This window comes from Streptomyces sp. NPDC004284, from assembly GCF_042874035.1.
Taxonomy (GTDB): Bacteria; Actinomycetota; Actinomycetes; order Streptomycetales; family Streptomycetaceae; genus Streptomyces.
The window spans coordinates 95,789-119,448 of sequence record NZ_JBIAMJ010000005.1; the positions used below are offsets into that span (position 1 = coordinate 95,789).

Here is a 23,660-nt window from a genome sequence, read left to right on the forward strand (position 1 = left end):
CGCGGACGGGGCCGTCAGCAGGTGTGGCGGTCCCGGGCCGGGTCGTACAGGTGGCTGTCGCGGAACTCCGAGGCGGCGAGCGTGCGGCCCACGATGATGACGGCCGTCTTGGTGATGCCCGCCGTCTTCACCTGCTCGGCGATGTCGTCGAGGGTGCCGCGCAGGACGACCTCGTCCGGGCGGCTGGCCATGGCGACGACCGCCGCCGGGCAGTCCGCGCCGTAGTGGGGGACCAGCTCGGAGACGATGCGGTCGACGTAGCGCGCGCCCAGGTGGAGGACGAGGAGGGCGCCGCTGCGGCCGAGGGTGGCGAGGTCCTCGCCCTCCGGCATCGGGGTGGCCTGCTGGGCGATGCGGGTGAGGATGACCGTCTGGCCGACGGTCGGGACCGTCAGCTCCCGCTTGAGCGCGGCGGCGGCCGCCGCGAAGGCGGGGACGCCGGGCACGACCTCGTACGGGACGCCCGCCGCGTCGAGCCGCCGCATCTGCTCGGCGACCGCGCTGAAGACGGACGGGTCGCCGGAGTGGAGGCGGGCCACGTCCTGTCCGGCCGCGTGGGCGGCGGTGATCTCGGCGACGATCTGGTCGAGGTCCATCTTCGCCGTGTCGACGAGCTTCGCGTCCGGCGGGCACTCGGCGAGGAGTTCCGTGGGGACGAGCGAGCCGGCGTAGAGGCAGACCCCGCACTTGGCGAGGGTCCGCGCGCCGCGCACGGTGATGAGGTCGGCCGCGCCGGGGCCCGCGCCGATGAAGTAGACGGTCATTCCTCTGTACAACCCTTCGTTACGGACCACTGCGTGACGGGCATGGCCTGGCGCCAGCCGGTGAAGCCGCCCACGGGCACGGCGGCGGCGACGGCGAGCCGGACGAGTTCGCCGCCGTGGCGGGCGTACCACCGGGCGAGCAGCGCCTCGGATTCGAGGGTCACCGTGTTGGCGACGAGCCGACCACCCGGCGGCAGGGCCGCCCAGCAGGTGTCGAGGAGGCCGGGGGCGGTGAGGCCGCCGCCGACGAAGACCGCGGACGGCGTCTCCAGACCGGACAGCGCCGCCGGCGCCGGGCCGGTGACGACCTTCAGGCCCGGTACGCCCAGCGCGTCGGCGTTGCGGGCGATGCGGGCGGCCCGTTCGGGGGACTTCTCGACGGCGATCGCCCGGCAGGAGCGGTGGGTCCGCATCCATTCGACGCCGATGGAGCCGGAGCCGCCGCCGACGTCCCAGAGGAGTTCGCCGGGGGCGGGGGCGAGGGCGGCGAGGGTGGCGGCGCGCACGTACCGCTTGGTGAGCTGGCCGTCGTGCTCGTACGCCTCGTCCGGGAGTCCGGGGACGGCGCCGAGCCGGAGGGCGTCCGGGTCGCGCACGCAGTCGAGGGCGAGGACGTTGAGGGCGTCGGTGCGCTCGTGGGGCCAGTCGGCGGCGGTCCCGTCGAGGAGGCGCTCGGCGGGGCCGCCGAGCTGTTCGAGGACGCGGATGCGGGTGCCGCCCCAGCCGCTCGTGCGGAGCAGGTCCGCGACCCGCGCGGCCGTGTCGGCGCCTTCGCTGAGGACGAGGAGGCGGCGGCCGTCGTGGAGGGCGGCGGAGAGCGCGGCGAGGGGGCGGGCGACGAGCGAGACCGTCTCGACGGCCTCCAGGGGCCAGCCGAGGCGGGCGCAGGCGTACGAGGCGGAGGACGGGTGCGGGTGGACGCGCAGGCGGTCGGCGCCGACGGTCTCGGCGAGGGTGCGGGCGATGCCGTAGAAGCTGGGGTCGCCGCTGGCGAGGACGGCGATCGCGCGGCCCTCGTGGGCGGCGAGCAGGCCGGGGACGGCGGGGCGGAGCGGGGAGGGCCAGGTGGTCCGCTCGCCGGCGCAGGCGTCGGCGGGGAGGAGGTCCAGCTGGCGGGGGGCGCCGATGAGGACCTCGGCGGCGCGCAGGACACGGCGGGAGCCCTCGGGGAGCCCGTCCCAGCCGTCCGCGCCGATTCCGACGACCGACACCACCGATATCGCAGCGTTCACGTCCGGGACTCTACGTGAGCCCTGGTCGGGGCTTACCGGACGGTCACTTCTGGGCGTTCTGACCGACGTAGAAGAGCAGCCAGACGAAGCCGGCGAAGGCGTGGGTGGCGAAGACGTACACGAAGACGCGGAGCATCACGCCCCGCTCCTTCCACCGTTCGCTGTCGTGCGCTTCCCCGGTCTCTTTCCCCGTCGCCTTCTCGGCCGCCTTCTCGGTCATGCGATCCAGGGTAAGGCGCCGGAATAGAGGAGGGGGTCGCATCGTTGGAGCGGATAGTTTAAGCTTCAACCAACAGGCCGCAAGGCAGGACACCGCGAGAGGTGAGCACGATGCAGTTCGGGATCTTCACCGTCGGCGACGTGACGACCGACCCCACCACCGGCCGCACCCCCTCCGAGCACGAGCGCATCAAGGACACCGTCGCGATCGCGCTCAAGGCCGAGGAGGTCGGGCTCGACGTCTTCGCGACCGGCGAGCACCACAACCCGCCGTTCGTCCCGTCCTCGCCGACGACCCTCCTCGGGCACATAGCCGCCCGCACGGAGAACCTGATCCTCTCCACCTCGACCACCCTGATCACCACCAACGACCCGGTGAAGATCGCCGAGGACTACGCGACCCTCCAGCACCTCGCCGACGGACGCGTGGACCTGATGATGGGGCGCGGCAACACGGGCCCGGTCTACCCGTGGTTCGGCCAGGACATCCGCCAGGGCATCCCGCTCGCCATCGAGAACTACGCGCTCCTCCACAAGCTGTGGAGGGAGGACGTCGTCGACTGGGAGGGCAAGTTCCGCAGCGCCCTCCAGGGCTTCACGTCCACCCCGCGTCCGCTCGACGGCGTCCCGCCGTTCGTCTGGCACGGCTCCATCCGCTCCCCCGAGATCGCCGAGCAGGCGGCCTACTACGGCGACGGGTTCTTCGCGAACCACATCTTCTGGCCCAAGCAGCACACCGAGAAGATGGTCCGCCTCTACCGCCAGCGGTACGCCCACTACGGCCACGGCACCCCCGAGCAGGCGATCGTCGGCCTCGGCGGCCAGGTGTTCCTGCGGAAGAACTCGCAGGACGCGGTACGGGAGTTCCGCCCGTACTTCGACAACGCGCCGGTCTACGGCCACGGCCCCTCCCTGGAGGAGTTCAGCCGCGAGACCCCGCTGACCGTCGGCTCCCCGCAGGAGGTCATCGAGCGCACCCTGTCCTTCCGCGACTACGTGGGCGACTACCAGCGCCAGCTGTTCCTGGTCGACCACGCGGGACTGCCGCTGAAGACGGTCCTGGAGCAGCTCGACATCCTCGGCGAGGAGGTCGTCCCGGTGCTGCGCAAGGAGTTCGAGAACCTGCGGCCGGCCGGCGTGCCGGAGACCGCCCCGCTCCACCCCGCCGTCGTCTCGAACGCCTCGAACGCCTCGAACGCCTCGAAGGAGATCTGACGCCATGCAGACGCTGAAGCTGGTCGCCGTCTCGGCCGGCCTGAGCTCCCCGTCCTCCACCCGGCTCCTCGCCGACCGCCTCCTCCAGGCGGCCCGGTACCGGCTGGCCGAGCAGGAGTACGCCGTCGACGTCGAGGTCGTCGAACTGCGCGACCTCGCCGTCGACATCGCGAAGAACTTCGTGACGGGATTCCCCTCCGAGAAGCTCCAGGAGACGATCGACAAGGTGACGGGCGCGGACGGCGTCATCGCCGTCACCCCCGTCTTCACCGCCTCCTACAGCGGCCTGTTCAAGTCCTTCTTCGACCTGATCGACCCGACGGCGCTGACCGGCGTGCCGGTCCTCCTCGGCGCCACCGGCGGCACCGCCCGCCACTCCCTCGTCCTCGACCACGCCCTCCGCCCCCTCTTCGCCTACCTCCGCGCCTCCGTCTCCCCCACCGCCGTCTACGCGGCCTCGGAGGACTGGGGCTCGGGCGGCGACGAGTACACGGAAGGCCTGCCGGCCCGGATCACCCGCGCGGGCAACGAGTTCGCGGACACCGTGGCCGCCCGTCCGGCCCGGCGCACCGACGACGAGGAGATCGTCCCGTTCGAGAAGCAGCTGGCGGACCTGCGCCTGGACTGACCGGTTTTGTTACGTTGGGTCCACTGGCAGCGACGAAACGGAGGTCGGCGATGGCCGACGGCAGGATCGTGGTGGGCGTGGACGGATCGGAGCCCTCCCTGAAGGCGCTGAAGTGGGCGGCCGCGCAGGCCGCCCTCACCGGGGACTCGCTCCAGGCGGTGATCAGCTGGGACTACCCCGGGGTCTGGGCGACGGTGGTGCCGGGCGTGTCCCTGCAGTTCGACCCCGAGAAGGTCGCCCGGCAGATCCTCGACACGGCCCTCGACGCCATCCTCACCCCGGAGGAGGCCGCCGCCGTCACCCGCACGATCGTCGGCGACAACGCCGCCCAGGCCCTCGTCGACGCGGCCCGGGGCGCGAGCCTGCTGGTCGTCGGCGACCGCGGGTACAGCGGCTTCAAGGCGGCGGTCCTCGGCTCGGTCTCCTCCCACGTCACCCACCACGCGCCGTGCCCGGTGGTGGTGGTGCGGGACGAGGCGTCCTGAACCACCACCACCGGGCCGGCGCGCTGCCCGCGCGGGAGGGCCGTCAGTACGGCGCGGGGTGACCCGTCGCGTCCTCGTGCGTGTAGAAGAGGTAGAACGCCGCGCCGCCCGAGACCGCTCCCACGATCAGCCCGAGCAGCGTCGACGAGTAGATGCTCGCGCCGGAGAGGCTGTACAGGAAGCCGACCGCGATGCCTGCGTAGGCGCCCCAGGCGGCGCCCCGCAGCTCGCGGGGCAGGTGGTGGCCATAGCGTCGGAGGGCGTACATCGCGACGGCGACGACGACGGCGGAGATGAGGCCCAGCCAGAACTGTCCCCAGCTGAGCGCGCCGCCGTCTCGGACGATCACCGGCGCGTACAGGCCGTACGAGACGCCGATCGTGACCGGGACTCCCCAGCCGTGCGTACTGAACTGGCGCCGGACGGGCACCGCTGCGTGTGCGGCCATGGCAGGAGCTCCTTCGCTTTCGGCCCCCCGGTTCCCGCACCCTCCAGAGCACACCCCCGCCCCGCACCCCGCAAGTGGATCACGGGCCTTCGGCGGCCACCGCGGCCAGCCGGGCCAGGGCCTCGTCCAGGACCGCGACCGGCGGTGACGCGAGGCCGAGCCTGACGGCGTCGGGGGTCGCTCCGCGGCCGACCGCGAAGGCGCTGCCGGGGGTGACGGCCACCCCCGCGCGTGCGGCGGCGGCCGCGGTGAAGGTCTCCGCGCGCCAGGGCGCGGGCAGCTCCCACCAGCAGTAGTACGCGTGCGGGGACGACCGGAGGGCATGCCCGGCGAGCCGGCGCCGGACCAGGGCGTGCCGGGCCTCCGTGTCCGCCCGCTTGAGCGCGACCGCCTCGGCGACCGTCCCGTCCCCGGCCCAGCGCGTGGCGGCGGCGAGGGCGAGCCCGCCGGCGGTCCAGGCGCCGGAGCGCAGGGCGTCGGCGACGGCGGTGCGGAGACGCGCCGGCGCCACGACGTAGCCGACGGTCAGTCCGGGGGCGAGCCGTTTGGAGAGGCTGTCGACGAGGAGGACCCGCTCGGGGGCGTGCGCGGCGAGCGGCGCGGGCGCGTCGGGGTGCAGGAAGGCCCAGGTGGTGTCCTCGACGGCGGTGAGGTCCAGGCGGCGCAGAAGTCCGGCGAGTTCGGCCCGGCGCTCCTCCCCCGCGGTGGTGGAGAGCGGGTTGTGGAGGGTCGGCTGGAGGTAGACGGCGGCGAGGGGCGCGGCCCGGTGCGCGGTCTCCAGGGCCTCCGGCCGCACCCCCTCCTCGTCGAGGGCGAGCGGGACCAGCCGGATGCCGAGCCGCTCCGCGACCGCCTTGACCAGCGGATACGTGAGCGCTTCGACGCCGAGGCGGCCGCCGGGCGGCACGAGCGCGGAGAGCGCGGCGGCGAGGGCCTGGCGGGCGTTCCCCGCGAAGAGGACGCCGTCGGGGTCGGGCGCCCAGCCGGACCGGGCGAGGACGGACACCGCCGCCTCCCGGGCCCCGGGCGTACCGGTGGCGGCGGCCGGCCGGGAGACGGCCTCCGCGAGGACGTCGGGCCGGGAGAGCGCCGTGAGCGCGCGGGCCATCAGCTCCGACTGTCCTTCGGCGACCGGGTAGTTGAGCTGGAGGTCGACGGGCGCGGCACCGGTCGCCTCGGCGAGAGCGGGCCCGGGCAGCGGGGGCGCGGCCCGGACGAAGGTGCCGCGTCCGACCTCGCCGACGACCAGTCCGCGCCGGGCCAGCTCCCCGTACACGCGGATCGCCGTCGAGTTCGCGATGCCGTGGCGGCGGGCGAAGACGCGCTGCGGCGGCAGCCGGTCGCCGGGGCGCAGCCGCCCGTCCCGTACGGCCGCCTCGACCCGGTCGGCGATCCTCCGGTACTCGTCCACGAGCCCCACCCCCTCATTGCACCGAGAGCAAAGATCTTATTGCACCGAGCAGTTGGGGCTGCCTAGCCTGCCGTCATGCCCACCTTCCACGAGGACCGGGGCACCGGCCCCGCCCTCCTCCTCGTCCACGGCCACCCCTTCGACCACACGATGTGGCAGCCGCAGATCGACCGCTTCTCCCGCGCCGGACACCGCGTCATCGCCCCCGACCTGCGGGGCTACGGCGCCACGCCCCTCGGCGCGACGACCGGATCCACCACCCTCGGCGAGTTCGCCGAGGACCTCGCCGACCTCCTCGACGCGCTCGGCATCGACGACTGCGTCGTCGCCGGCCTCTCCATGGGCGGCCAGATCGCCATGGAGCTCGTCCGCCGCCACCCCGAGCGGGTCCGGGGCCTCGTCCTCGCCGACACCTTCCCGGCCGCCGAGACCGAGGACGGCAAGAAGGCCCGGAACGCCATGGCCGACCGGCTCCTGAGGGAGGGCATGCGGGGGTACGCCGACGAGGTCCTGGACCGGATGGTCGCCCCCTACAACACGCATGCCGCGCCGCACGTCCACCGCATGATGTGCGCCACCGACCCGGTCGCGGCGGCCGCCGCCCTGCGCGGCCGGGCCGAGCGCCCCGACTACAAACCGGTCCTCTCCGCCCTCGCCGTGCCCGCGCTCGTCGTCGTCGGCCGGGACGACACGTACACCCCGGTCGCGGACGCGGAGGAGATGCACGCGCTGCTGCCCCACTCCACGCTCACCGTGATCGAGCGGGCCGCGCACCTGCCCAACCTGGAGCGGCCCGAGGAGTTCGACGCGGCCCTCGACGCCTTCCTGCGCTCACTCGTTCGGCCCAGTTGAAAGTTCGGAATCGTACGAACGCTCCGACGATGGGGCCATGAGCCAGAACACCTCACCCCGCCAGGCGGGGCACCCGTCGAGCTCCTCCGCCTGGGCCTCCGGCGGCACCCTCTTCGCCGGCGTCCTCATGCTGGTCACCGGCTTCATGGACATCTTCCAGGGCATCGCCGGCATCGCCGAGGACGACGTCTACACCCGCATCGGCGACTACGTCTTCAAGTTCAACCTCACCACCTGGGGCTGGATCCACCTGATCCTCGGCGTCATCGTCGCCATCGCCGGCTTCGGCATCCTCAGGGGCGCCGAGTGGGGCCGGATCGCCGGTATCTCCCTCGCCTCCCTCAACGTCCTCTTCCAGTTCCTCTTCCTGCCCTACCAGCCGTGGTGGGCGCTCTTCTCCATGGCCATCTCGGTCTTCGTGATCTGGGCACTGGCCACGGACGACCAGTACGGCTCGGACAAGGCGTTCTGAGGCGCGGCAGATGGGACGCCGTACGACCGGAATCGCTCTCGCCACCACCGCCGCCCTCCTCCTCATCCCCTTCACCGGCTGCGACACCGCCAAGAACAAGGCGGGGGAGATCGTCTCCTCCGCCACCGCGGCCGTCGCCTCGGCCGCCCAGGAGCAGATGAACAAGGTCAAGGACGGGGTGAACGCCACCGGCGACGTCAGCGCCGGCCCGACCAGCACCGACGGGGACCGCACGATCGCCACGATCACCGCGGCCAACCCCAAGGACAAGACCGCCGACTACACGATCATGGTCATCTTCCGTGACGGCGACGGGAACATGCTCGACGCCGTCGTCCTGAACATCGACGGCGTCGAAGCCGGGAAGTCCAAGACCGGCACGGCGCGCAGCAACCGGACGCTCTCGGGCCAACCGAAGGCGGAGATCGCGCAGGCGCTGCGACACTGAGCCGCGTGGACCGACCCCCCGCCCCGGAAGCACCCGAACCGGCAGCACCCGCACCCATGGCACCCCCTCCCGCGGCACCCGAAGCACCTCCTCTCCGGCCCAGGCACTCCCTCACCGCCTGGGCCGCAGGGCTGCTCCTGGTCGTGCCCGCCGTGACCGCCGCCTGCCGCTTCCTCGACACGGACGCGGTCACGCCCGTACCGCAGCTGCTCTCCTTCCTCCCCTGGCTCACCGTCCCCGCCGCCCTCGGGGTGCTGCTCGCCGCCGCCGCCCGCCGCCGCGCCCTCGCCTTCACGGCCGTCGTCGTCCTCGCCGTGACCGCCTGGAGCACCCTGCCGTACCTGCCGCAGGCCGTCACCGCCTACGGCGGCCTGCCGATCACCCGGGTCCGCGTCCTCGCCGCCAACGTCGAGTTCGGCCAGGCCACCGAGGCGCTGATCGGCACGATCCGCCGCGAACGCCCCCGGCTGGTGTTCGTCTCCGAGTGCGACCACGTCTGCGGACACGCCCTCACCAGCACCTTCGCCGCCGAGCTCCCCCACCACGCCTCCGTCGACTCCGGCGGCTCGGCCGGCTCGGTCCTGCTCAGCGCCTATCCGCTGAGCGACGAGGAGGTGATCCCTGCGGTCATGGGCATGCCGGGCGCCACCGCCGAGATCGCCGGCCGGCCCGTCCGCGTCCAGCTCGCCCACCCCATGCCGCCGCTGCCGGGCCAGGTGGACCTGTGGAAACGGGAACTCGGCCGGATCGAGAAGGCGGCCGCCGAACGCCCGCCCCGCACACCGATGCTCCTCGCCGGAGACTTCAACGCCTCCCAGGACCACCACGCCTTCCGCGCGATCCTCCGCACCGGCCACGTCCAGGACGCCGCCCGGCAGGCCCGCACCAGCCGCACCCCCACCTGGCCCACCGAAGGCCCCCTGCCGCCGTACGTCCAGATCGACCACGTCCTGGTCAGCGACCACTTCTCCGTCGCCGCCCTCCGCTTCCCCGCCCTCCCCGGCTCCGACCACCGCGCCGTCCTCGCCGACCTCGACCTGCGGGGCGAGCGCTGATCCGCCACGCTGGAAGGCATGGACAACGAGGAGATCCTTGACGACATCGGCACCCTCGTCGAGGAGGAACGCACCCTCCGCCGACGGGCCGGCACCGGCGGCCTCTCCCCCGAGGAACGCACCCGCCTCGCCGACCTCGAAGTACGCCTCGACCAATGCTGGGACCTGCTCCGCCAACGACGCGCCAAAGCCGAATTCGGCGAGGACCCCGACACGGCCGCCCTCCGCCCGGCCACCGAGGTCGAGTCGTACCGCAACTGAGGCCTCCCGGGGGCTCCGGCGACGGCGTCGTACGTTGGTCGCATGGCACGGAGCGCAGGACCCGCACGGATCGCACCGCCCGCCTGGCTGACCGCCGGGCTCAAGCCGGAGGCCGCGCCGGTGCCGTGGGCCGCCGTCGTCAGGGCGGCGGTCGCGTTGTCCGTGCCGTTGGCCGTGGGGATGGCGGCGGGGAAGCCGGCGTACGGGGCGCTGGTGTCGATGGGGGCGCTGTCGGGGGTCATCGGGGACACGGCCGACGCCTACCGGATGCGGGTGTTCAACATCGCGGTGCCGCAGTTGTTCGGGGCGCTGGGGGTGACGCTCGGGACCCTCGTCTTCGGGGAGGGGTGGGTGGCGGTGGCCGTCGTGACGGTCATCGCCCTCGTGTCCGGGATGATCTCGTCGATCGGCGCGGTCGCGTCCGTGTCGGGGCTGCTCCTGCTGCTCAACGCCGTCGTCGGGGCGGGGCTGCCGATGCCGGAGCCGTGGTGGAGGGCGCCCGTTCTGCTGGCGCTGGGCGGGCTGTTCGTGCTCGTGCTCACGCTCCTCGGCTGGCCGATGCGGCGGGCCGCGCCCGAACGGGAGGCGGTGGCGGCGACCTACCGGGCCGTCGCCGAGCTGTACGAGGCCACCGGCACCCCTTCGTACGACGAGAAGCGGCAGGCCGTCACCGCCTCGCTCAACCAGTCGTACGACCTGGTGCTCGCCCGGCGGGCCCGCCAGCACGGGCGGGCGAGTTCCCTGGTGCGGATCCTCGCCCAGCTGAACGTCGTCATCCCGCTCGTCGAGGCCGCGCCCGCCGCCCATCTGCGGGCCCGGCTCCTCGGGCCGCTGCCGCCCGAGATCCCGGCCGCCGTACGGGATCTGGCGGACGCCGTCGAGGAGGGGCGCACCGGGGCGCCCGCACTCGATCTGCCGACGCCCGAGCGGCCCGCCGAGAAGGCCGTGGACCACGCCCTGCGGTACGCGGCGACCGTCGTCCTTCCCCAAGCTCTCGGCTCCGCTCGAGCAGGGGAGACCCCCTTGGCCGACCCCGACCCGTTCAACGTCGACGACCGGCTGGGAAGGCCCGCCGCCCTCCGGGTCCGGGCCCGCCGGGCCGCCCGCGCCGTGCTGCTCTCCGAGGCGTCCTGGCGGTACGGCCTGCGGCTCGCGCTCTGCGTCGGCCTCGCGCAGGCCCTCGTCTCGCTGGTCCCCGTACCCCGCTCGTACTGGGTCGCGCTCACCGTCACGTTCGTCATGAAGCCCGACTTCGGCTCGGTCTTCTCCCGGGCCGTGCTCCGCGCCGCCGGCACCGCCGCCGGACTCGTCCTCGCCGCCCTCGTCCTCTCCCAAGTGCCCCGCGGCTGGTGGGACGTGCCGGTCCTCGCCGTGCTCGCGGCGCTGATCCCCGCCTCCTCCGCGAAGGGGTACGCCTTCCAGACCGCGGCCATCACCCCGGTCATCCTGCTGCTCTCCGACGTCCTCAACCACCAGGGCTTCGACCTCGTCCTGCCCCGCCTGTACGACTCGCTCATCGGCTGCGCGATCGCCCTGGTCGCCGGCTATCTGCTCTGGCCCGAGTCCTGGCACTCCCGGATCGGCGACCGGCTCGCCGACGCCGTCGCCGACACCGCCGCGTACGTGGGGCGGGCCTTCGGCGGGACGGAGGACCACGGCGGGCGGCTGCGGGCCCGGCGGAAGCTCTACCGCGATCTGTCCACCGTCCGCTCCGAGTTCCAGCGGGCCCTGACCGAACCGCCGCCCACCGGCACCCGCGCCGCCGCCTGGTGGCCGCTCGTCGTCGCCGTGGAACGGATCGTCGACGCGACGACCGCGGCCAGGATCCGCGTCGACCACGGCGCCCCCGCGCCCGATCCGGCGGAGGTCACCGCCGTGGAGCGGGAGTTGCGGGAGCTCGCGGACGGACTGCGCGGCACCGACACCCTCGTGGAGGTCCGCGCGGAGCTCCCCGGCGACGAGAACGGAGTCCTGGCACCGCTGCGCCGGGAGGTCGGCGCGGCCCGTGCCATCGCCGGTCCCGACCTGCGGTAAACCCCGTTCCGGGGGCGCACGGGAGGACTTACCGGCGGTCACGGAACGGAACCTTCCCCACCGCCGTTACCGGAATCCACCCGGGCGACTACGATGCGCTCGATTCACCCGTGATCCGCGCCCGCCGCCGTCGGCAACCGGCCCGGCGAGCACGCCACTCAGCCGTGCCCTGCCCCGCCTCGCCCTGCCTCACCCTCCCCGCTCCCCGAGGACCCGCCATGCGCACCACCACGAACAGAGGGCTCCAGCCCAACGTCCTCGGCACCTTCGACACGATCGTGATGGCCGTCGCCGGCAGCGCCCCCGCCTATTCGCTGGCCGCGACGACCGCCGTCCTCTTCGGCGCGGTCGGCCTCGCCGGACCCGCCGCCCTGCTCTACTGCGCGATACCGATGCTCGGCATCGTCCTCGCGTACGCCCGCCTCGGCCGGATCGACGTCAACGCCGGAGCCGGCTACTCCTGGGTGGGCCGCACCCTCCACCCCTTCCTCGGCTTCCTCTCCGGCTGGGCGCTCGTCATCGCCGCCATCGTCTTCATGGTGGCCGGTTCGCTGCCCGCCGGCACCCTCACGCTCTCCCTGATCAGCCCCGAACTCGCCGACTCCACCCCGCTCGCCGCGGCCGTCGGCGCCGGCTGGTTCCTGATGATGCTGCTCGTCGTCCTGGGCGGCGCCCGGCTCACCGTACGGGCGCAACTCGTGATGTCCGGCGTCGAGATGCTGATCCTGCTCGGCTTCATCCTGGCCGCCGTCGCGCACCGGGGCCGGGCCACCGACTTCGACTGGTCCTGGTTCGCCCTCGACCACTTCCACGGGCCCGACACCTTCGCCGCCGGGGCGCTGATCGCCGCGTTCTACTACTGGGGCTGGGACGTCACCAGCAACCTCAGCGAGGAGACCCGCGACAGCCGCCGCACCGCCGGACTCGCCGCGCTCGTCGGCGTCGGCTTCGTCTTCCTCCTCTTCGAGGCCTTCACCGTCGCCGTCAACGTCCTGCTGAGCGCCGACGAGATCCGCGCCGCCGGACCCAACGTCCTCGCCGTCCTCGGCCAGGAGATCTGGCCGGGCGTCGGCGGCAAGCTGCTCGTCGCGGCCGTCCTCCTGTCCACCGTCGCCACCCTGGAGACCACCCTCCTCCAGGTCACCCGCTCCCTCTTCGCGATGGGCCGCGACCGGACCCTGCCCGCCGCCCTCGGACTCGTGCACCGCCGCTGGAACACCCCGTGGGTCGCGATCGCCGCCGTCGGCGGCGCCGCCCTCCTGATGTTCGCCGCGGCCGCGGCCGCCGGCTCCGTGCAGCGCATCCTCAGCGACGCCGTCGCCGCGATCGGCCTCCAGATCGCCTTCTACTACGGCCTCGCGGGCATCGCCGCCATCGTCGCCTACAAGGCGGTCCTGTTCCGCTCCGTGCGGAACCTGGTCCTCGGCGGCCTCTGGCCCCTGCTCGGCTCCGCGTTCATGCTCTGGGCCTTCGTCGAATCCCTCAGCACCCTCTCCACGACCGCCGTCACCATCGGCCTCGGCGGACTGCTCCTCGGCGTCGTCCCGCTGCTCGTGTACTGGCGCAAGGGCAGCGACTACTACCGCCCGGCCCGCCTGGACGCCGTCCGCGCCCTCGAAGCGGCGGAGGGCTCCGCCCCGGCCACGAGCCCGCGTACGGGAACCCGCGACAAGAACTACGCGACGGACTTCTGACGGACTCCTGACCTCGCCCGTACGTACACCCTCACGTACGCGGCGACTTCCGACGCAGCGACTTCTGACGGCAGCCGAACCCGAAGGAGGCCCCCGATGGCCGTACGACGCCGTTCCGTGCGCGCGGCGCGCCAGGAGCGCTTCGCGCCCGACTTCGACCCGGACTTCGGGGACCGGGCGCTGACCGAGGCGCGCCACGACATCGTCATCGGCCGCTGGCAGGGCGTACGGGACCTGCTCGCCGCCACCGGTACGCACTGGGCGCGCCGCACCCACCGGCTGCGGCTCCTCTCGCACGCCGCCGCCGGCAGCTCCACCGTCGAGACCTGGCGGGCCGCCGAGCCCGGCAACCCCGACGCCGCCGTCCTGCGGGCCGCGACCGAGGTGGTACGGGTCTTCGACGCGGCCATCGCCGCCGGCCGGGGCGCCACCATCGACCGGGGCCGGATCGACGCCGCCGTCGACGCCTGCCGGAACGCGGCCGAGGCGGCACCGGAGGACCCGATGCCGTGGGTCTCGCTCCTCTCGGTGGCCAGGCTGTACGAGGGCGGGGTGCCGCGCCGCGAACTCCGCCACTGGTTCGACGAGTTGCGACGCCGCGACCCGTACAACACCGAGGGCCACATCCAGGTGCTGCGCTACTGGTCCGCGCGGTGGCACGGCACGCACGGCAGCATGTACGACTTCGCCCGCGACGCGGCGGGCGTGGCACCGCCCGGCTCGCCGCTGCCGGTCCTGGTGCAGGTGGCCCGGGTCGAGGAGTACCGGTACATCGCGGACGGGGCGCTCGGCCGGGGCCCGGTGCGCGGCTTCGACCAGCACTGGAAGCACGAACTGGCGGTGACCGAGCTGCGCCGTACGCACGCCCGCTGGATCGGCGGGCGGGACCCCGGCGGCCCGGTGCCCCCGGAGGAGATCGGTGACCTCAACTTCCTTGCCCACGCGGCCTGTTATGCGGGCCAGGTGGAGATCGCGCGGGAGCTGATGGGGCTGCTCGGGACGCGGGCGGCGTGGGTGCCGTGGGCGTACACGGGCGACCCGGAGGAGCAGTTCGTCAGATTCAGGGAGGGCCTGGGAGTGGAGTGATCCGCTCCCGGCCCCCCTGCGTGCATCAGAGGCCTCAGAGACCCCAAGAGACCTCAGAGGCCGATGTCGCCGCCGTCCGTGCGCCATACGGAGACGACCGCCGGGCGGACGATCTTCCCCGGTCCGTCGGGCCAGACGGAGGCGGGCTTCTCGACGGAGGCGCCGTCGACCTCGCCCGGGTGCTGCACGGCGACCAGGACGCGGCGGTCCTGGACGAGCGGGCCGCAGGTCTCGGCGCCGGTCGGCACGGTCAGGAACTGCTTGAGCTCACCGCGCCGCTCGCCGCGGGTGGCGACGCCGAACAGGCCGTCGTGGGAGCCGAGCTGGTTGCCGTCGGTGGAGATCCACAGGTTGCCGTGCGGGTCGAAGGCGACGTTGTCCGGGCAGGAGATCGGGGAGACCTTCTCCTTGGGGAAGCCGGCGAAGTAGGTGGCCGGGTCGCCCGGATCGCCCGCGACCAGGAACAGCCGCCACGCGAAGCCGTCGCCCGCCGGGTCGTCCCAGTGCTCGGCGAGCTCCAGGACGTGGCCGTGCTTGTTGACGTTGCGCGGGTTCGCCTCGTCGGCGGGGGCGTTGCCCGCGGTGCCGCGCTTGGAGTTGTTGGTGAGCGCCACGTACACGCGACCGGTGCGCGGCGACGGCTCGACGTCCTCGGGCCGGTCCATCTTCGTCGCCCCGACCTTGTCACCGGCGAGACGGGTGAAGACGTACACCTCCTCGGCGGTCATCCCGGGCACGTGCGAGACGGCACCGTCGGGACCGGCGGTCGCGAGCGGGATCCACACGCCGGACCCGTCGAACTCGCCGTCGTTCGGGAGCTTGCCAGTGCCGTCGATCTCGGCGGGCGAGTCGCCGGTCAGCTTGGCGACGTAGAGGGTGCCCTCGTCGAGGAGGGTGAGGTTGTGCTCGTGGGCGGCCCGCGAGTTCCCCTTCTTCATCCGCTTCGAGGAAACGAACTTGTAGAGGTAGTCGAACCGCTCGTCGTCGCCCATGTAGACGGCGGGACGGCCGTCCTCGGTGAGCCGGGGCTGCGCGGCCTCGTGCTTGAAGCGGCCGAGCGCGGTGCGCTTGCGGGGCGTCGACTCGGGGTCGTACGGGTCGAGCTCGACGACCCAGCCGAAGCGGTGCGACTCGTTCGGCTCCTGCTTGAGGTCGAAGCGCTTGTCGAACCGCTCCCACTTGCGCTCGGAGGCGCCGGTGCCGATGCCGTACCGCTTGTCGGTGGCGGAGGAGCCGTTCGCGAAGTACTGGTTGAAGTTCTCCTCGCCGTGGAGCGTGGTGCCCCACGGGGTGGTGCCGCCGGAGCAGTTGTTGAGCGTGCCGAGGACGGTACGGCCCTCCGGGTCGGCCGACGTCTTCACGAGGTCGCCGCCGGCGACGGGCCCGGCGAGCTCGAACTCGCTCGTCGCGGTCAGCCGCCGGTTCAGCCGGTGCCGGGTGACGGCGGTCAGCTTGCCCGTACGGTGCTCCTCCTGCACCACGACGACGCCGAGGCCGTGCGCGGCCCAGGCGATCTCGACCTGCTCGCGGGTCGGGTTCTCGGGGTCGTACCCCCGGAACATCAGCACCTCGTCGGTGTACTCGTGGTTCGCGACGAGGACCTGTCGGTGCGGCTCGTGGCGCAGCGGCAGCAGGGACAGGAAGTCGTTGTTGTAGCCGAACTGACCGGCCTGCGCGGCGGCGGTCTGGTTCTCGGAGTCGAAGGCCGGCGCGCCCCGGAGGATGGGCTCGCCCCAGCGGATGACCACGTTCTGCTCGTACCCGGCGGGGACGGTGACCTGGTCGGCGGTGTTGGGCGCGACGGGCGCGAAGCGGAGCCCCCGGGCGCCGTCGACGCGCTCCGGCCTCCCCGGCGCGGCCACGGCCTCCTGGGCGCCCCCGAGGGCGACGGCCCCGCCGACGGCGGAGGCGACCGTCACGACGGCGGCGGCACGAAGCGCGGAACGGCGGGAGAGCACCCCGGCGATGACGTCGCCGACGTACTCGTTGTCGCTGGTGTTGGGCACCTCGTGGAAGCAGGCGTCACCACAGCGGAACCGGCAGGTGAGAGCGGAACGTCCGCCCCCGTGCGGGTTCGTGCTCAGCAGCGGCAGCAGTTTGCGCACTTCGTCCTCCTCCGGCGCGTCACAGCGCCGCCATGCTGTCGGGTTCTCTCGGCCGCGACGCTATGGGCGTAGATCTGCACCGGGACGGCGCCCGAATGAACGCCGCATGAATGCACGACAACCGTGGCCGACCGGGGCGCCGGAAGGGGAGGGGGCGGCCGCTAACCTTACGTGTCCGCCCTGGCCAGGGATGAACATCCCGAAACACCCAGTACGGACATTCACACTGCACCCCCACTCATGCGAAAGGGTTCGCCCATGGGTATTCGGAGCATGCTGCGCAAGGTCTTCGGCCGGAACCGCGAGGAATCCCCGGCAACCTCCGTCCCGCCCCAGACGCGTGAAACCCCGGAAACGGCTACGCCGGAGGCTGTGGGTGCGGTGGAGGGTGCGGAGGCGGTGGAGGCCTCGGCCGCCGTGGACACGTCGGGGGCTGTGGACACGTCGGAGGCTGTGAAGGCCCCGGCCGCCGTGGAGACCGCGGGTGCCGCGGAGGCCGCGAGTGTCCCGGTCGCCTCGGAAGCGGCTGCCCGCCGGGCGGCGGACGACCTGGTGGCGGCGTCCTTCGACAACCCGCAGATCCCGAAGGCCCGCACGGGTGAGGCCGAGGTGACGGCTACGGCTCCGGCTTCTGCCGAGGAGCCGGTGGCCGCGGCCGAGGTGGCGGCGGACGCTGCCGACGAGCCGGTGGCCGCTGCCGAGGAACCGGTGACCGCGGCCGAGGTGGAGGCGGAGCCCGCCGAGGAGCCGGTGGCCGCCGAGGCCGTGGTGGACGCGGCGGCGACGCAGGACGCCGACGAGCCGACGGCTGCCGCTGCTCCCGCTGCTGTTGAGCAGCGGGAGGAGGCGGCGGAGCCCGCCGCCGAGGCCGCCGAGCCGGAAGCGGGCGTCGCGGAGGAGCCGCAGGCCGAGGCCGCCGCTCCGGCGGAGCCCGAGGTGGCCGAGGTGGCCGCCGAGCCGGAGGCGGACGCTGCGGACGAGCCGCAGGCCGAGGTTGCCGTCGCGGCGGAGCCGGAGACGGTCGCCGTCGTGGACGTGGTCGCGCCCGAGGCCACTCCGGAGGAGCCGGAGGCGGCGGAGCCCGCCGCCGAGGCCGCCGAGCCGGAGGCGGACGCCGCGGAGGAGCCGCAGGCCGAGGCCGCCGCTCCGGCGGAGCCCGAGCCGGTCGTCGCCGTGGACGCGCCCGAGGCCGCCCCGGAGGCACAGGAGGCGGCCGAGCCCGCCGCCGAAGCCGCCCCCGAGCCGGAGGCGGACGCCGCGGAGGAGCCGGAGGCCGAGGCCGCCGCTCCGGCGGAGCCCGAGGTCGCCGAGGTCGCCGCCGACACGACCCCGGCCGAGCCGGAGGCCCAGGCCGACGAGACGCAGGCCGAGGACACCGCCCCGGCGGAACCGGCGGCCGACGCCGCCCCCGAGCCGGAGGCCCAGACCGACGAGGCCCCGGCCGACGACGAGTCCGACCAGGTCACCTCCACCCTCACCCCCGCCCTCCCCCTCGCCGCCCTCAAGGCCGCCGCGCCCCACCTCGCGGACGCGTACAAGGCCGCCGGGGCGGAGCTCAAGAAGCAGGGGCTCACGGGGGCGCGGGCCGCCGTGTACCTGGTCGTCGACCGGTCCGGGTCGATGCGCGGGTACTTCAAGGACGGTTCCGTGCAGCGGCTCGCCGAGCAGGTCACCGCGCTGGCGGCGCACCTGGACGAGGACGCGACCGTGACGACCGTGTTCTTCTCGACGGACATCGACGGCACGGTCGACCTGACCCCGGCCGGCCTCACGCCCACCCGTGTCGACGAGATCAACGGCACTCTCGGTCGCCTGGGCCGTACGAACTACCACCGGGCCGTCGAAGAGGTCCTCGCGCACCACGAGAAGAACGACCCGGCCCGCCCGGCGCTCGTGGTGTTCCAGACGGACGGCGCCCCGGAGTCGAAGACGGCCGCGACGCAGGCGCTCGCCGAGGCGGCGGAGCGCCCGCTGCACTGGCGGTTCGTGGTCTGGGGCGAGGAGGACAACAAGGCCTTCGACTACCTGCGGAAGCTCGACGGCACCCCCCGTACGGCGGCGTACTTCGCGGGCGTGACCCCCGTGGAGACGGCGCACGCGGCCTTCTACCGGGGTCTGCTCTCCGGCCTGGAGTTCTAGGAGCAAGAGGCGGTGACGGTGACCGGCAGGGTCACCGTCACCGCCAGCCCCCCGCCGTCCCCGGCGCTCCGGGCGACGGCCCGCACGGCACCCCCGTGCGCGAGGGCGATGGACCGCACGAGGGAGAGCCCGAGCCCCGCGCCGGGCCCCATCCGGTCCCGCCCCTCCCCCCGCCGGAAGGGCTCGAAGAGTCCGTCGACGTCGGCCTCGGGGACGACCGGCCCGGTGTTGACGACGGTGAGGACCCCGGGCGCCTCGACCCGTACGCGGACCTCGCCCCCCGGCACGTTGTACGCGACCGCGTTCGCGACGAGGTTCCGTACGAGCTGGGCGAGCAGCACCCGGCTCCCCCGTACGACGCCGCCGTCTCCCACCACGTACGCGTGCGCGTACTCCTCCTCGACGACGTCCCCGAGCCGCACGTCCTCCCGTTCGGCGAGCCCGCGCTCGCTCCGCGCGAGGAGCAGGAGCCCGTCGATGAGGCGTTCGCTGCGCCGGTTGGCGTCGAGGAGGACCTGCCGGACCTCGCAGTCGTCGTCGAGGCCGATCTGGATCGCGGCGCGCTGGGTGGCGAGCGGGGTGCGGAGCTCGTGGGAGGCGTTGGCGATGAACCGGCGCCGGCTGTCGAAGGCGGCTTCGAGGCGCCCGAGGAGCGCGTCGACCGTGTCGCCGAGCTCCTTGAGCTCGTCGTCGGGCCCGCGCACCGCGAGCCTCCCCCAGGCTCCGTCCGGGGGGACCCCCGCGTCGAGCCCGGAGAGCCGCCGGGCCCGCGCGGTCATCTCGTGCACGGGCCGCAGGACCCGCCCGGCGGTCCACCACCCCACCACCACCGCCCCACAGGCGATGACCAGCAACGCCATGCAGGACCACATGAGCATCTGCTCGCCCGCGGCCCGGCTGACGTCGTCGCCGATCCGGTACGCCTCGACGACGGCGACGTCGTCCGCCCCCGCCACGATCGCCTCCGCGTCGGCGTCCGTACCGGCCCTGACCAGCAGGTTCACCACGAGCAGCAGCACGGCGCCGAGGACCAGGAAGACGCCTCCGTAGACGAGCGCGATGCGGGTGCGGATGGTGGACCCGGCGCCGAGGAGCCCCGGGCTCACAGCGCGTACCCCACGCCCTGCACGGTCCGGACGGGTCCCGGCTCCCCGAGCTTCCCCCTCAGCTTGCTCATGCAGACGCGTACGGCCCCGGTGAAGGGGTCGGCGTGGGCGTCCCAGGCGCGTTCGAGGAGCTCCTCGGCGGAGACGACGGCGCCGTCGGCCTCCAGGAGGATCTGGAGGACGGTGAACTCCTTGGGCGAGAGGTCGAGGTCCCGCCCGTCGCGGGCGGCGGTCCGCCGGACGGTGTCCATGACCAGGCCGTCGCGTTCGAGGAGGGGCGGCAGGGCGGGGCGGGCGGAGCGCCGCCGGAGGGCGCGGACGCGGGAGACCAGCTCGGGGAAGTCGAAGGGCTTGCCGAGGTAGTCGTCGGCCCCCAGGTCGAGGCCCTCGACGCGGTCCTCGACGGCGGCGGAGGCGGTGAGCATGAGGATCCGGGTGGGCGATCCGGCGGCGACGAGCCGCCGGGCCACGTCGTCACCGTGGACGCGGGGCAGGTCCCGGTCGAGGACGAGCACGTCGTACGCGTACAGACCGAGCCGCTCCAGGGCGTCGTCCCCCGCGTGGACGGTGTCGACGGCGAAGCCGGCCCGCCGCAGGCCGGTGGCGAGGAGTGCGGCGAGGTCCCGTTCGTCCTCGGCTACGAGTACACGCATGCCGCTCATCATCCACAGCCCCCGGTTTACCGAGGTGAGGGGATCTTCGTCCGACCGTTAGGATTTCGACCATGGCGGCCACTGGATCCGAGAAGCAGGGGGCGAAGGCGTTCTACGTCACGACCCCCATTTACTACGTCAACGACGCTCCTCACCTGGGCCACGCCTATACGACCGTCGCAGGCGACGTGCTCACGCGCTGGCACCGTCAGCGCGGCGAGAAGGTGTGGTACCTCACCGGCACGGACGAGCACGGTCAGAAGATCATGCGCACCGCGGAGGCGAACAACGTCACGCCGCAGGAGTGGTGCGACAAGCTCGTCGAGGAGGCCTGGAAGCCCCTCTGGGAGCACCTGAACATCGCGAACGACGACTTCATCCGCACCACGCAGAAGCGTCACACCGACCGCGTGCAGGAGTTCGTGCAGGACCTGTACGACAAGGGCGAGATCTACAAGGGCGGGTACGAGGGCCCGTACTGCGTGGGCTGCGAGGAGTACAAGCTCCCCGGCGACCTCATCGAGGCGGAGGACGGCACGAAGCTGTGCCCGATCCACAAGAAGCCGGTGGAGATCCTCAAGGAGGAGAACTACTTCTTCAAGCTCAGCGAGTACGGCCCGAAGCTCCTGGAGTTCTACGAGGCGAACCCGGGCTTCATCCAGCCCGAGTCGGCGCGCAACGAGGTCGTGAACTTCGTCAAGCAGGGCCTGCAGGACCTGTCGATCTCGCGCTCGACGTTCGACTGGGGCATCCCGATCCCGTGGGACGAGAAGCACGTCATCTACGTGTGGGTCGACGCGCTCCTGAACTACGCGACGGCGGTCGGCTACAACGAGAACCCGGCGAAGTTCGAGGAGACGTTCCCGGCGAACACGCACCTCGTCGGCAAGGACATCCTCCGCTTCCACGCGGTGATCTGGCCCGCGATGCTGATGGCGCAGGGCCTGCCGGTCCCCGGCCGGGTCGCGGCCAACGGCTGGCTGATGGTCGGCGGCGAGAAGATGTCGAAGTCGAACCTGACCGGCATCAAGCCGCAGGACCTGACCTCGCACTTCGGCGTGGACGCGTACCGCTGGTACTTCCTGCGGGCGATCGCCTTCGGTTCGGACGGCTCCTTCTCGTGGGAGGACTTCACCGCCCGCTACACGAGCGAGCTGGCCAACGACTACGGCAACCTCGCCTCGCGCGTGGCGGCCATGGTCGGCAAGTACTTCGGCGGCGAGCTGCCGGCCTCGACGGCCGACGGCGACGCGGAGAAGGCGGTCCACGAGGGTCTGGCCAAGGCCGTCGCGACGGCCGACGCGAAGATCGGCGAGGAGCTGGACTTCCAGGGCGGCATCCTGGCGATCTTCGACTTCGTGAAGCAGGTCAACGGCTACATCACGGAGCAGGAGCCGTGGAAGGTCGCGAAGGACGACTCGCCGGAGGGCAAGGCCCGCCTGGCGACGATCCTCTACACGGCCGCGGAGTCGCTCCGCGCGGTGGCGGTCCTGCTGAACCCGATCATGCCGGAGACCTCCCAGGCCCTCTGGGACTCCCTCGGCGCCGAGGCCTCCCTGGGCGCCCTGGCCGACCAGCCGGTCCAGTCCTCCGGCACGTGGGGCCTGCTCCCGGCCGGCGCGACGGTGACGAAGGGCGCGGTGCTGTTCCCGCGCCTGGAGGACCCGAAGAAGGACTGACGTCCTGACGTCCTGACCGTACGAAGAAGGCCGCCGTCCCCTGCTCGCAGGGGCCGGCGGCCTTCTCGCTGCCCACGTCACCAGGTCAGGGCGAGGGCGGCGACGGCGGGCGCCATGTAGATCAGCGGGAAGGGGGCGTGCCCGTAGGCGCGGGCCCGGAGCACGGTGATCACGGCCCCGGCGAAGTACAGGATGAGCCCGATGGCGGCGAGGGTCCCGATGACCGGGACGTAGAACCCGACGACGAGCCCGACCGCCCCGGCGACCTTGGCGGCCCCGAGCAGGTTCCACCAGGACCGCGGCACGCCGTACTCGGCGAGCGGCTCGACGACGAACTTGGCCTTGGCGAAGACCGACGCCCCGGAGAACCCCGCCATGAACGCGGCGACGGCGGTGACGACGATGGCGGTGGTGGACATCTCGGCGAACATCTCGGGCTCCTTCAGCTGCCTTCCGTATCCGCCTCGACCGAGCCGGACACTGCACTGACGGACCCCGGACCGGATGTGTGACAGCCGTCGGAAAAAACTTCTCCGGCCGCGCACGAGGCCGGACGTGACGCACCCGGGGAGACAGCCTTGCGGGCCCGCACGGCCTGACATCAGCCTGGTCCCGACCGCAACCGAGACATCGACCCGGGAGAGCGACGTGCCTACCTCCGAGACCCCTGCCCCCTTCAGCAGACTCCAGATCTACGAGGTGGTGGGACCGGGCGAGGCCGCCGACGGAGGAATCTGCGTCATCCGCTGCATCGGGGGCACCGCCCGCGTCGGGCAGGTCTTCGTCCTGGAGCGGGACCAGGACACGGTGGCGCCGGAAAGCACGTTCGTCCTCGACCGCATCGAGAAGTACAGGCAGCCCCTGGAGTTCCTCGACCCCCCGCACAGCGCCGCGGTCCTCCTGTCCGGCGGGCCCCTCGACCGGCTCCAGGAAGGGGACGTCCTCGTGTCCCACCCGGCGCCCGACTGGTACCGGAAGCTCGAAGCGAGCGGCCTCCGTGTCCTGGACTTCGACAAGGCCTCCCACCTCCCCGACGTCCCGCGGGCCCACCTCGCCTTCGCGGGCTACGAGGTGAAGCCGACGGTCTCGGTCAGCCACGCGCGTCCCGACGCCGCGGCGGAACTGGACCGCCAGTGGGACTCCCTGTCGACGTCCGCTCAACTCGTCGACGAAGAGGGAGAGTTCTGCATGCTGGCGCCGGGCCCGGACACCCACGAGATCGGCTGGCTCCGCGTCAAGGACCTCGTCGGGGCCAACCTCCCCTCCCGCATCCTGGCAGGCACCGGCCACACGGAGTTCCTGACCGTCTCCGTGGACGGGCGGACCATGTGCGCCGTGTCCGACGAGGAGTACGACCAGTGGATCGTCGCGCATCACTTCGCCGACGAGAGCTGAGGAGAGCCGAGGAGAGCCGAGGAGCCGCTTCCTGAGAAGCTACGGCTCGTCGAGCGTGCCGTATCCACGGCTTCGGCCCAAGAGGCATGGCGCATCGACACGTCGCGGCGGAATCGGCTTCTGGCTCCGTCGCGAATTCTGGGAGAGGGCGAGGACGCCGCAGCCTCGCCCGTATTCGATGAGCGTGTCGATCTGGCGATGCGGGACCAGGATTTCTGCGTACGGGCTTTGGTGGACCTCGATGCGATATTGCAGGCCCTGCACGACCTGACTGTCGAA

At 72.9% G+C, this 23,660-nt stretch carries 24 protein-coding genes; 14 read left to right on the plus strand and 10 right to left on the minus strand.

Translation table 11 applies throughout. The features are described from left to right. Window positions 1-14: 14 nt before the first annotated feature. Genes cobM through ACFYUS_RS15210 form a run of 3 tightly spaced genes read right to left on the minus strand, consistent with a single transcriptional unit; the run spans window position 15 to window position 2,216 of the window. Window positions 15-764: a precorrin-4 C(11)-methyltransferase gene (cobM, locus tag ACFYUS_RS15200; protein ID WP_388850872.1), complete on the minus strand. Its 750-nt coding sequence runs from the start codon at window positions 762-764 to the stop codon at window positions 15-17. Next, entirely contained in the window at window positions 761-1,996 is a 1,236-nt protein-coding gene (gene cbiE, locus ACFYUS_RS15205) for a precorrin-6y C5,15-methyltransferase (decarboxylating) subunit CbiE (protein ID WP_388850875.1), read from the minus strand. Before cbiE ends, cobM begins: the two co-directional genes overlap by 4 nt. 43 nt (window positions 1,997-2,039) lie before the next feature. Next, complete coding sequence (locus ACFYUS_RS15210; protein ID WP_388850878.1) at window positions 2,040-2,216, minus strand: DUF6126 family protein; 177 nt, start codon at window positions 2,214-2,216, stop codon at window positions 2,040-2,042. Window positions 2,217-2,326: 110 nt separating this feature from the next. Between ACFYUS_RS15210 and ACFYUS_RS15215 the strand changes: the two genes are divergently transcribed. The 3 genes from ACFYUS_RS15215 to ACFYUS_RS15225 are packed head-to-tail and all read left to right on the plus strand — an operon-like array spanning window position 2,327 to window position 4,543. After that, window positions 2,327-3,430, plus strand: coding sequence for an LLM class flavin-dependent oxidoreductase (locus tag ACFYUS_RS15215; RefSeq protein WP_388851755.1), 1,104 nt, complete (start codon window positions 2,327-2,329; stop codon window positions 3,428-3,430). A 4-nt stretch (window positions 3,431-3,434) separates the two neighbouring features. After that, window positions 3,435-4,058 carry an FMN reductase gene (locus tag ACFYUS_RS15220; protein ID WP_388850881.1) on the plus strand — a complete coding sequence of 208 codons (624 nt, stop codon included), beginning with the start codon at window positions 3,435-3,437 and terminating at the stop codon, window positions 4,056-4,058. 50 nt (window positions 4,059-4,108) lie between these two features. Beyond that, window positions 4,109-4,543: a universal stress protein gene (locus ACFYUS_RS15225; protein WP_388850884.1), complete on the plus strand. Its 435-nt coding sequence runs from the start codon at window positions 4,109-4,111 to the stop codon at window positions 4,541-4,543. Between the two features lie 43 nt (window positions 4,544-4,586). Here ACFYUS_RS15225 and ACFYUS_RS15230 read toward each other — a convergent pair whose 3' ends face one another. Together ACFYUS_RS15230 and ACFYUS_RS15235 are read right to left on the minus strand one after the other, a co-directional pair. Beyond that, a complete protein-coding gene (locus tag ACFYUS_RS15230; RefSeq protein ID WP_388850886.1) occupies window positions 4,587-4,991 on the minus strand; it encodes a hypothetical protein in 405 nt (134 codons plus the stop codon). A 79-nt stretch (window positions 4,992-5,070) separates the two neighbouring features. Continuing rightward, complete coding sequence (locus tag ACFYUS_RS15235) at window positions 5,071-6,402, minus strand: PLP-dependent aminotransferase family protein (RefSeq protein ID WP_388851758.1); 1,332 nt, start codon at window positions 6,400-6,402, stop codon at window positions 5,071-5,073. A gap of 75 nt (window positions 6,403-6,477) precedes the next feature. Here ACFYUS_RS15235 and ACFYUS_RS15240 point away from each other — a divergent pair, with 75 nt between their 5' ends. The 8 genes from ACFYUS_RS15240 (at window position 6,478) to ACFYUS_RS15275 (ending at window position 14,304) form a co-directional block, all read left to right on the plus strand. After that, the gene (locus ACFYUS_RS15240) at window positions 6,478-7,254 is read left to right on the plus strand and encodes an alpha/beta fold hydrolase (RefSeq protein WP_388850889.1); all 777 of its coding nucleotides are present in this window, start codon (window positions 6,478-6,480) and stop codon (window positions 7,252-7,254) included. A gap of 37 nt (window positions 7,255-7,291) precedes the next feature. Beyond that, window positions 7,292-7,726 (plus strand): hypothetical protein, encoded by a 435-nt coding sequence (locus ACFYUS_RS15245; protein ID WP_388850892.1) that lies wholly within the window; start codon window positions 7,292-7,294, stop codon window positions 7,724-7,726. A gap of 10 nt (window positions 7,727-7,736) precedes the next feature. Further along, window positions 7,737-8,174, plus strand: a complete 438-nt coding sequence (locus ACFYUS_RS15250; RefSeq protein WP_388850895.1) for a hypothetical protein — start codon at window positions 7,737-7,739, stop codon at window positions 8,172-8,174. 56 nt (window positions 8,175-8,230) lie between these two features. Beyond that, window positions 8,231-9,229 carry an endonuclease/exonuclease/phosphatase family protein gene (locus tag ACFYUS_RS15255; RefSeq protein WP_388850898.1) on the plus strand — a complete coding sequence of 333 codons (999 nt, stop codon included), beginning with the start codon at window positions 8,231-8,233 and terminating at the stop codon, window positions 9,227-9,229. Window positions 9,230-9,247: 18 nt separating this feature from the next. After that, window positions 9,248-9,490: a DUF2630 family protein gene (locus ACFYUS_RS15260; protein WP_388850901.1), complete on the plus strand. Its 243-nt coding sequence runs from the start codon at window positions 9,248-9,250 to the stop codon at window positions 9,488-9,490. Window positions 9,491-9,532: 42 nt separating this feature from the next. Continuing rightward, entirely contained in the window at window positions 9,533-11,524 is a 1,992-nt protein-coding gene (locus tag ACFYUS_RS15265; RefSeq protein WP_388850904.1) for an FUSC family protein, read from the plus strand. 218 nt (window positions 11,525-11,742) lie between these two features. After that, window positions 11,743-13,218, plus strand: coding sequence for an APC family permease (locus tag ACFYUS_RS15270; RefSeq protein ID WP_388850907.1), 1,476 nt, complete (start codon window positions 11,743-11,745; stop codon window positions 13,216-13,218). Between the two features lie 96 nt (window positions 13,219-13,314). After that, complete coding sequence (locus tag ACFYUS_RS15275; protein ID WP_388850910.1) at window positions 13,315-14,304, plus strand: hypothetical protein; 990 nt, start codon at window positions 13,315-13,317, stop codon at window positions 14,302-14,304. Window positions 14,305-14,357: 53 nt separating this feature from the next. Here ACFYUS_RS15275 and ACFYUS_RS15280 read toward each other — a convergent pair whose 3' ends face one another. Next, window positions 14,358-16,409, minus strand: coding sequence for a PhoX family protein (locus tag ACFYUS_RS15280; protein ID WP_388850913.1), 2,052 nt, complete (start codon window positions 16,407-16,409; stop codon window positions 14,358-14,360). 372 nt (window positions 16,410-16,781) lie between these two features. On the opposite strand from ACFYUS_RS15280, the gene ACFYUS_RS15285 reads away from it, so the two are divergent. Beyond that, window positions 16,782-18,548: a VWA domain-containing protein gene (locus ACFYUS_RS15285; RefSeq protein ID WP_388850916.1), complete on the plus strand. Its 1,767-nt coding sequence runs from the start codon at window positions 16,782-16,784 to the stop codon at window positions 18,546-18,548. Here ACFYUS_RS15285 and ACFYUS_RS15290 read toward each other — a convergent pair. Together ACFYUS_RS15290 and ACFYUS_RS15295 are read right to left on the minus strand one after the other, a co-directional pair. Further along, window positions 18,545-19,654: an ATP-binding protein gene (locus ACFYUS_RS15290; protein ID WP_388850919.1), complete on the minus strand. Its 1,110-nt coding sequence runs from the start codon at window positions 19,652-19,654 to the stop codon at window positions 18,545-18,547. The genes ACFYUS_RS15285 and ACFYUS_RS15290 overlap by 4 nt on opposite strands. Then, on the minus strand, window positions 19,651-20,307 hold the full coding sequence (locus tag ACFYUS_RS15295; RefSeq protein WP_388850922.1) for a response regulator transcription factor: 657 nt from the start codon (window positions 20,305-20,307) through the stop codon (window positions 19,651-19,653). Before ACFYUS_RS15295 ends, ACFYUS_RS15290 begins: the two co-directional genes overlap by 4 nt. A 71-nt stretch (window positions 20,308-20,378) precedes the next feature. Here ACFYUS_RS15295 and metG point away from each other — a divergent pair, with 71 nt between their 5' ends. Further along, window positions 20,379-21,986 carry a methionine--tRNA ligase gene (metG, locus tag ACFYUS_RS15300; RefSeq protein ID WP_388850925.1) on the plus strand — a complete coding sequence of 536 codons (1,608 nt, stop codon included), beginning with the start codon at window positions 20,379-20,381 and terminating at the stop codon, window positions 21,984-21,986. Window positions 21,987-22,063: 77 nt separating this feature from the next. Here metG and ACFYUS_RS15305 read toward each other — a convergent pair whose 3' ends face one another. Beyond that, window positions 22,064-22,417: a DoxX family protein gene (locus tag ACFYUS_RS15305; protein WP_388850927.1), complete on the minus strand. Its 354-nt coding sequence runs from the start codon at window positions 22,415-22,417 to the stop codon at window positions 22,064-22,066. 217 nt (window positions 22,418-22,634) lie between these two features. On the opposite strand from ACFYUS_RS15305, the gene ACFYUS_RS15310 reads away from it, so the two are divergent. Beyond that, the gene (locus ACFYUS_RS15310) at window positions 22,635-23,381 is read left to right on the plus strand and encodes a hypothetical protein (protein WP_388850930.1); all 747 of its coding nucleotides are present in this window, start codon (window positions 22,635-22,637) and stop codon (window positions 23,379-23,381) included. Window positions 23,382-23,420: 39 nt separating this feature from the next. On the opposite strand, the gene ACFYUS_RS15315 is transcribed toward ACFYUS_RS15310, so the two are convergent. Then, on the minus strand, window positions 23,421-23,645 hold the full coding sequence (locus ACFYUS_RS15315) for a hypothetical protein (RefSeq protein WP_388850933.1): 225 nt from the start codon (window positions 23,643-23,645) through the stop codon (window positions 23,421-23,423). Between the last annotated feature and the right edge of the window lie 15 nt (window positions 23,646-23,660).

Excerpts from the sequence above, each read along its gene's own strand:
- ACFYUS_RS15250 (WP_388850895.1), top strand. The coding sequence starts at position 7,737 with ATGGGACGCCGTACGACCGGAATCGCTCTCGCCACCACCGCCGCCCTC.
- ACFYUS_RS15255 (WP_388850898.1), top strand. The coding sequence starts at position 8,231 with ATGGCACCCCCTCCCGCGGCACCCGAAGCACCTCCTCTCCGGCCCAGG.
- ACFYUS_RS15230 (WP_388850886.1), bottom strand. The coding sequence starts at position 4,991 with ATGGCCGCACACGCAGCGGTGCCCGTCCGGCGCCAGTTCAGTACGCAC.
- ACFYUS_RS15220 (WP_388850881.1), top strand. The coding sequence starts at position 3,435 with ATGCAGACGCTGAAGCTGGTCGCCGTCTCGGCCGGCCTGAGCTCCCCG.
- ACFYUS_RS15260 (WP_388850901.1), top strand. The coding sequence starts at position 9,248 with ATGGACAACGAGGAGATCCTTGACGACATCGGCACCCTCGTCGAGGAG.
- cobM (WP_388850872.1), bottom strand. The coding sequence starts at position 764 with ATGACCGTCTACTTCATCGGCGCGGGCCCCGGCGCGGCCGACCTCATC.
- ACFYUS_RS15265 (WP_388850904.1), top strand. The coding sequence starts at position 9,533 with ATGGCACGGAGCGCAGGACCCGCACGGATCGCACCGCCCGCCTGGCTG.
- ACFYUS_RS15295 (WP_388850922.1), bottom strand. The coding sequence starts at position 20,307 with ATGCGTGTACTCGTAGCCGAGGACGAACGGGACCTCGCCGCACTCCTC.
- ACFYUS_RS15210 (WP_388850878.1), bottom strand. The coding sequence starts at position 2,216 with ATGACCGAGAAGGCGGCCGAGAAGGCGACGGGGAAAGAGACCGGGGAA.
- metG (WP_388850925.1), top strand. The coding sequence starts at position 20,379 with ATGGCGGCCACTGGATCCGAGAAGCAGGGGGCGAAGGCGTTCTACGTC.
- ACFYUS_RS15305 (WP_388850927.1), bottom strand. The coding sequence starts at position 22,417 with ATGTTCGCCGAGATGTCCACCACCGCCATCGTCGTCACCGCCGTCGCC.
- ACFYUS_RS15245 (WP_388850892.1), top strand. The coding sequence starts at position 7,292 with ATGAGCCAGAACACCTCACCCCGCCAGGCGGGGCACCCGTCGAGCTCC.
- ACFYUS_RS15275 (WP_388850910.1), top strand. The coding sequence starts at position 13,315 with ATGGCCGTACGACGCCGTTCCGTGCGCGCGGCGCGCCAGGAGCGCTTC.
- ACFYUS_RS15225 (WP_388850884.1), top strand. The coding sequence starts at position 4,109 with ATGGCCGACGGCAGGATCGTGGTGGGCGTGGACGGATCGGAGCCCTCC.
- ACFYUS_RS15270 (WP_388850907.1), top strand. The coding sequence starts at position 11,743 with ATGCGCACCACCACGAACAGAGGGCTCCAGCCCAACGTCCTCGGCACC.
- ACFYUS_RS15240 (WP_388850889.1), top strand. The coding sequence starts at position 6,478 with ATGCCCACCTTCCACGAGGACCGGGGCACCGGCCCCGCCCTCCTCCTC.
- ACFYUS_RS15215 (WP_388851755.1), top strand. The coding sequence starts at position 2,327 with ATGCAGTTCGGGATCTTCACCGTCGGCGACGTGACGACCGACCCCACC.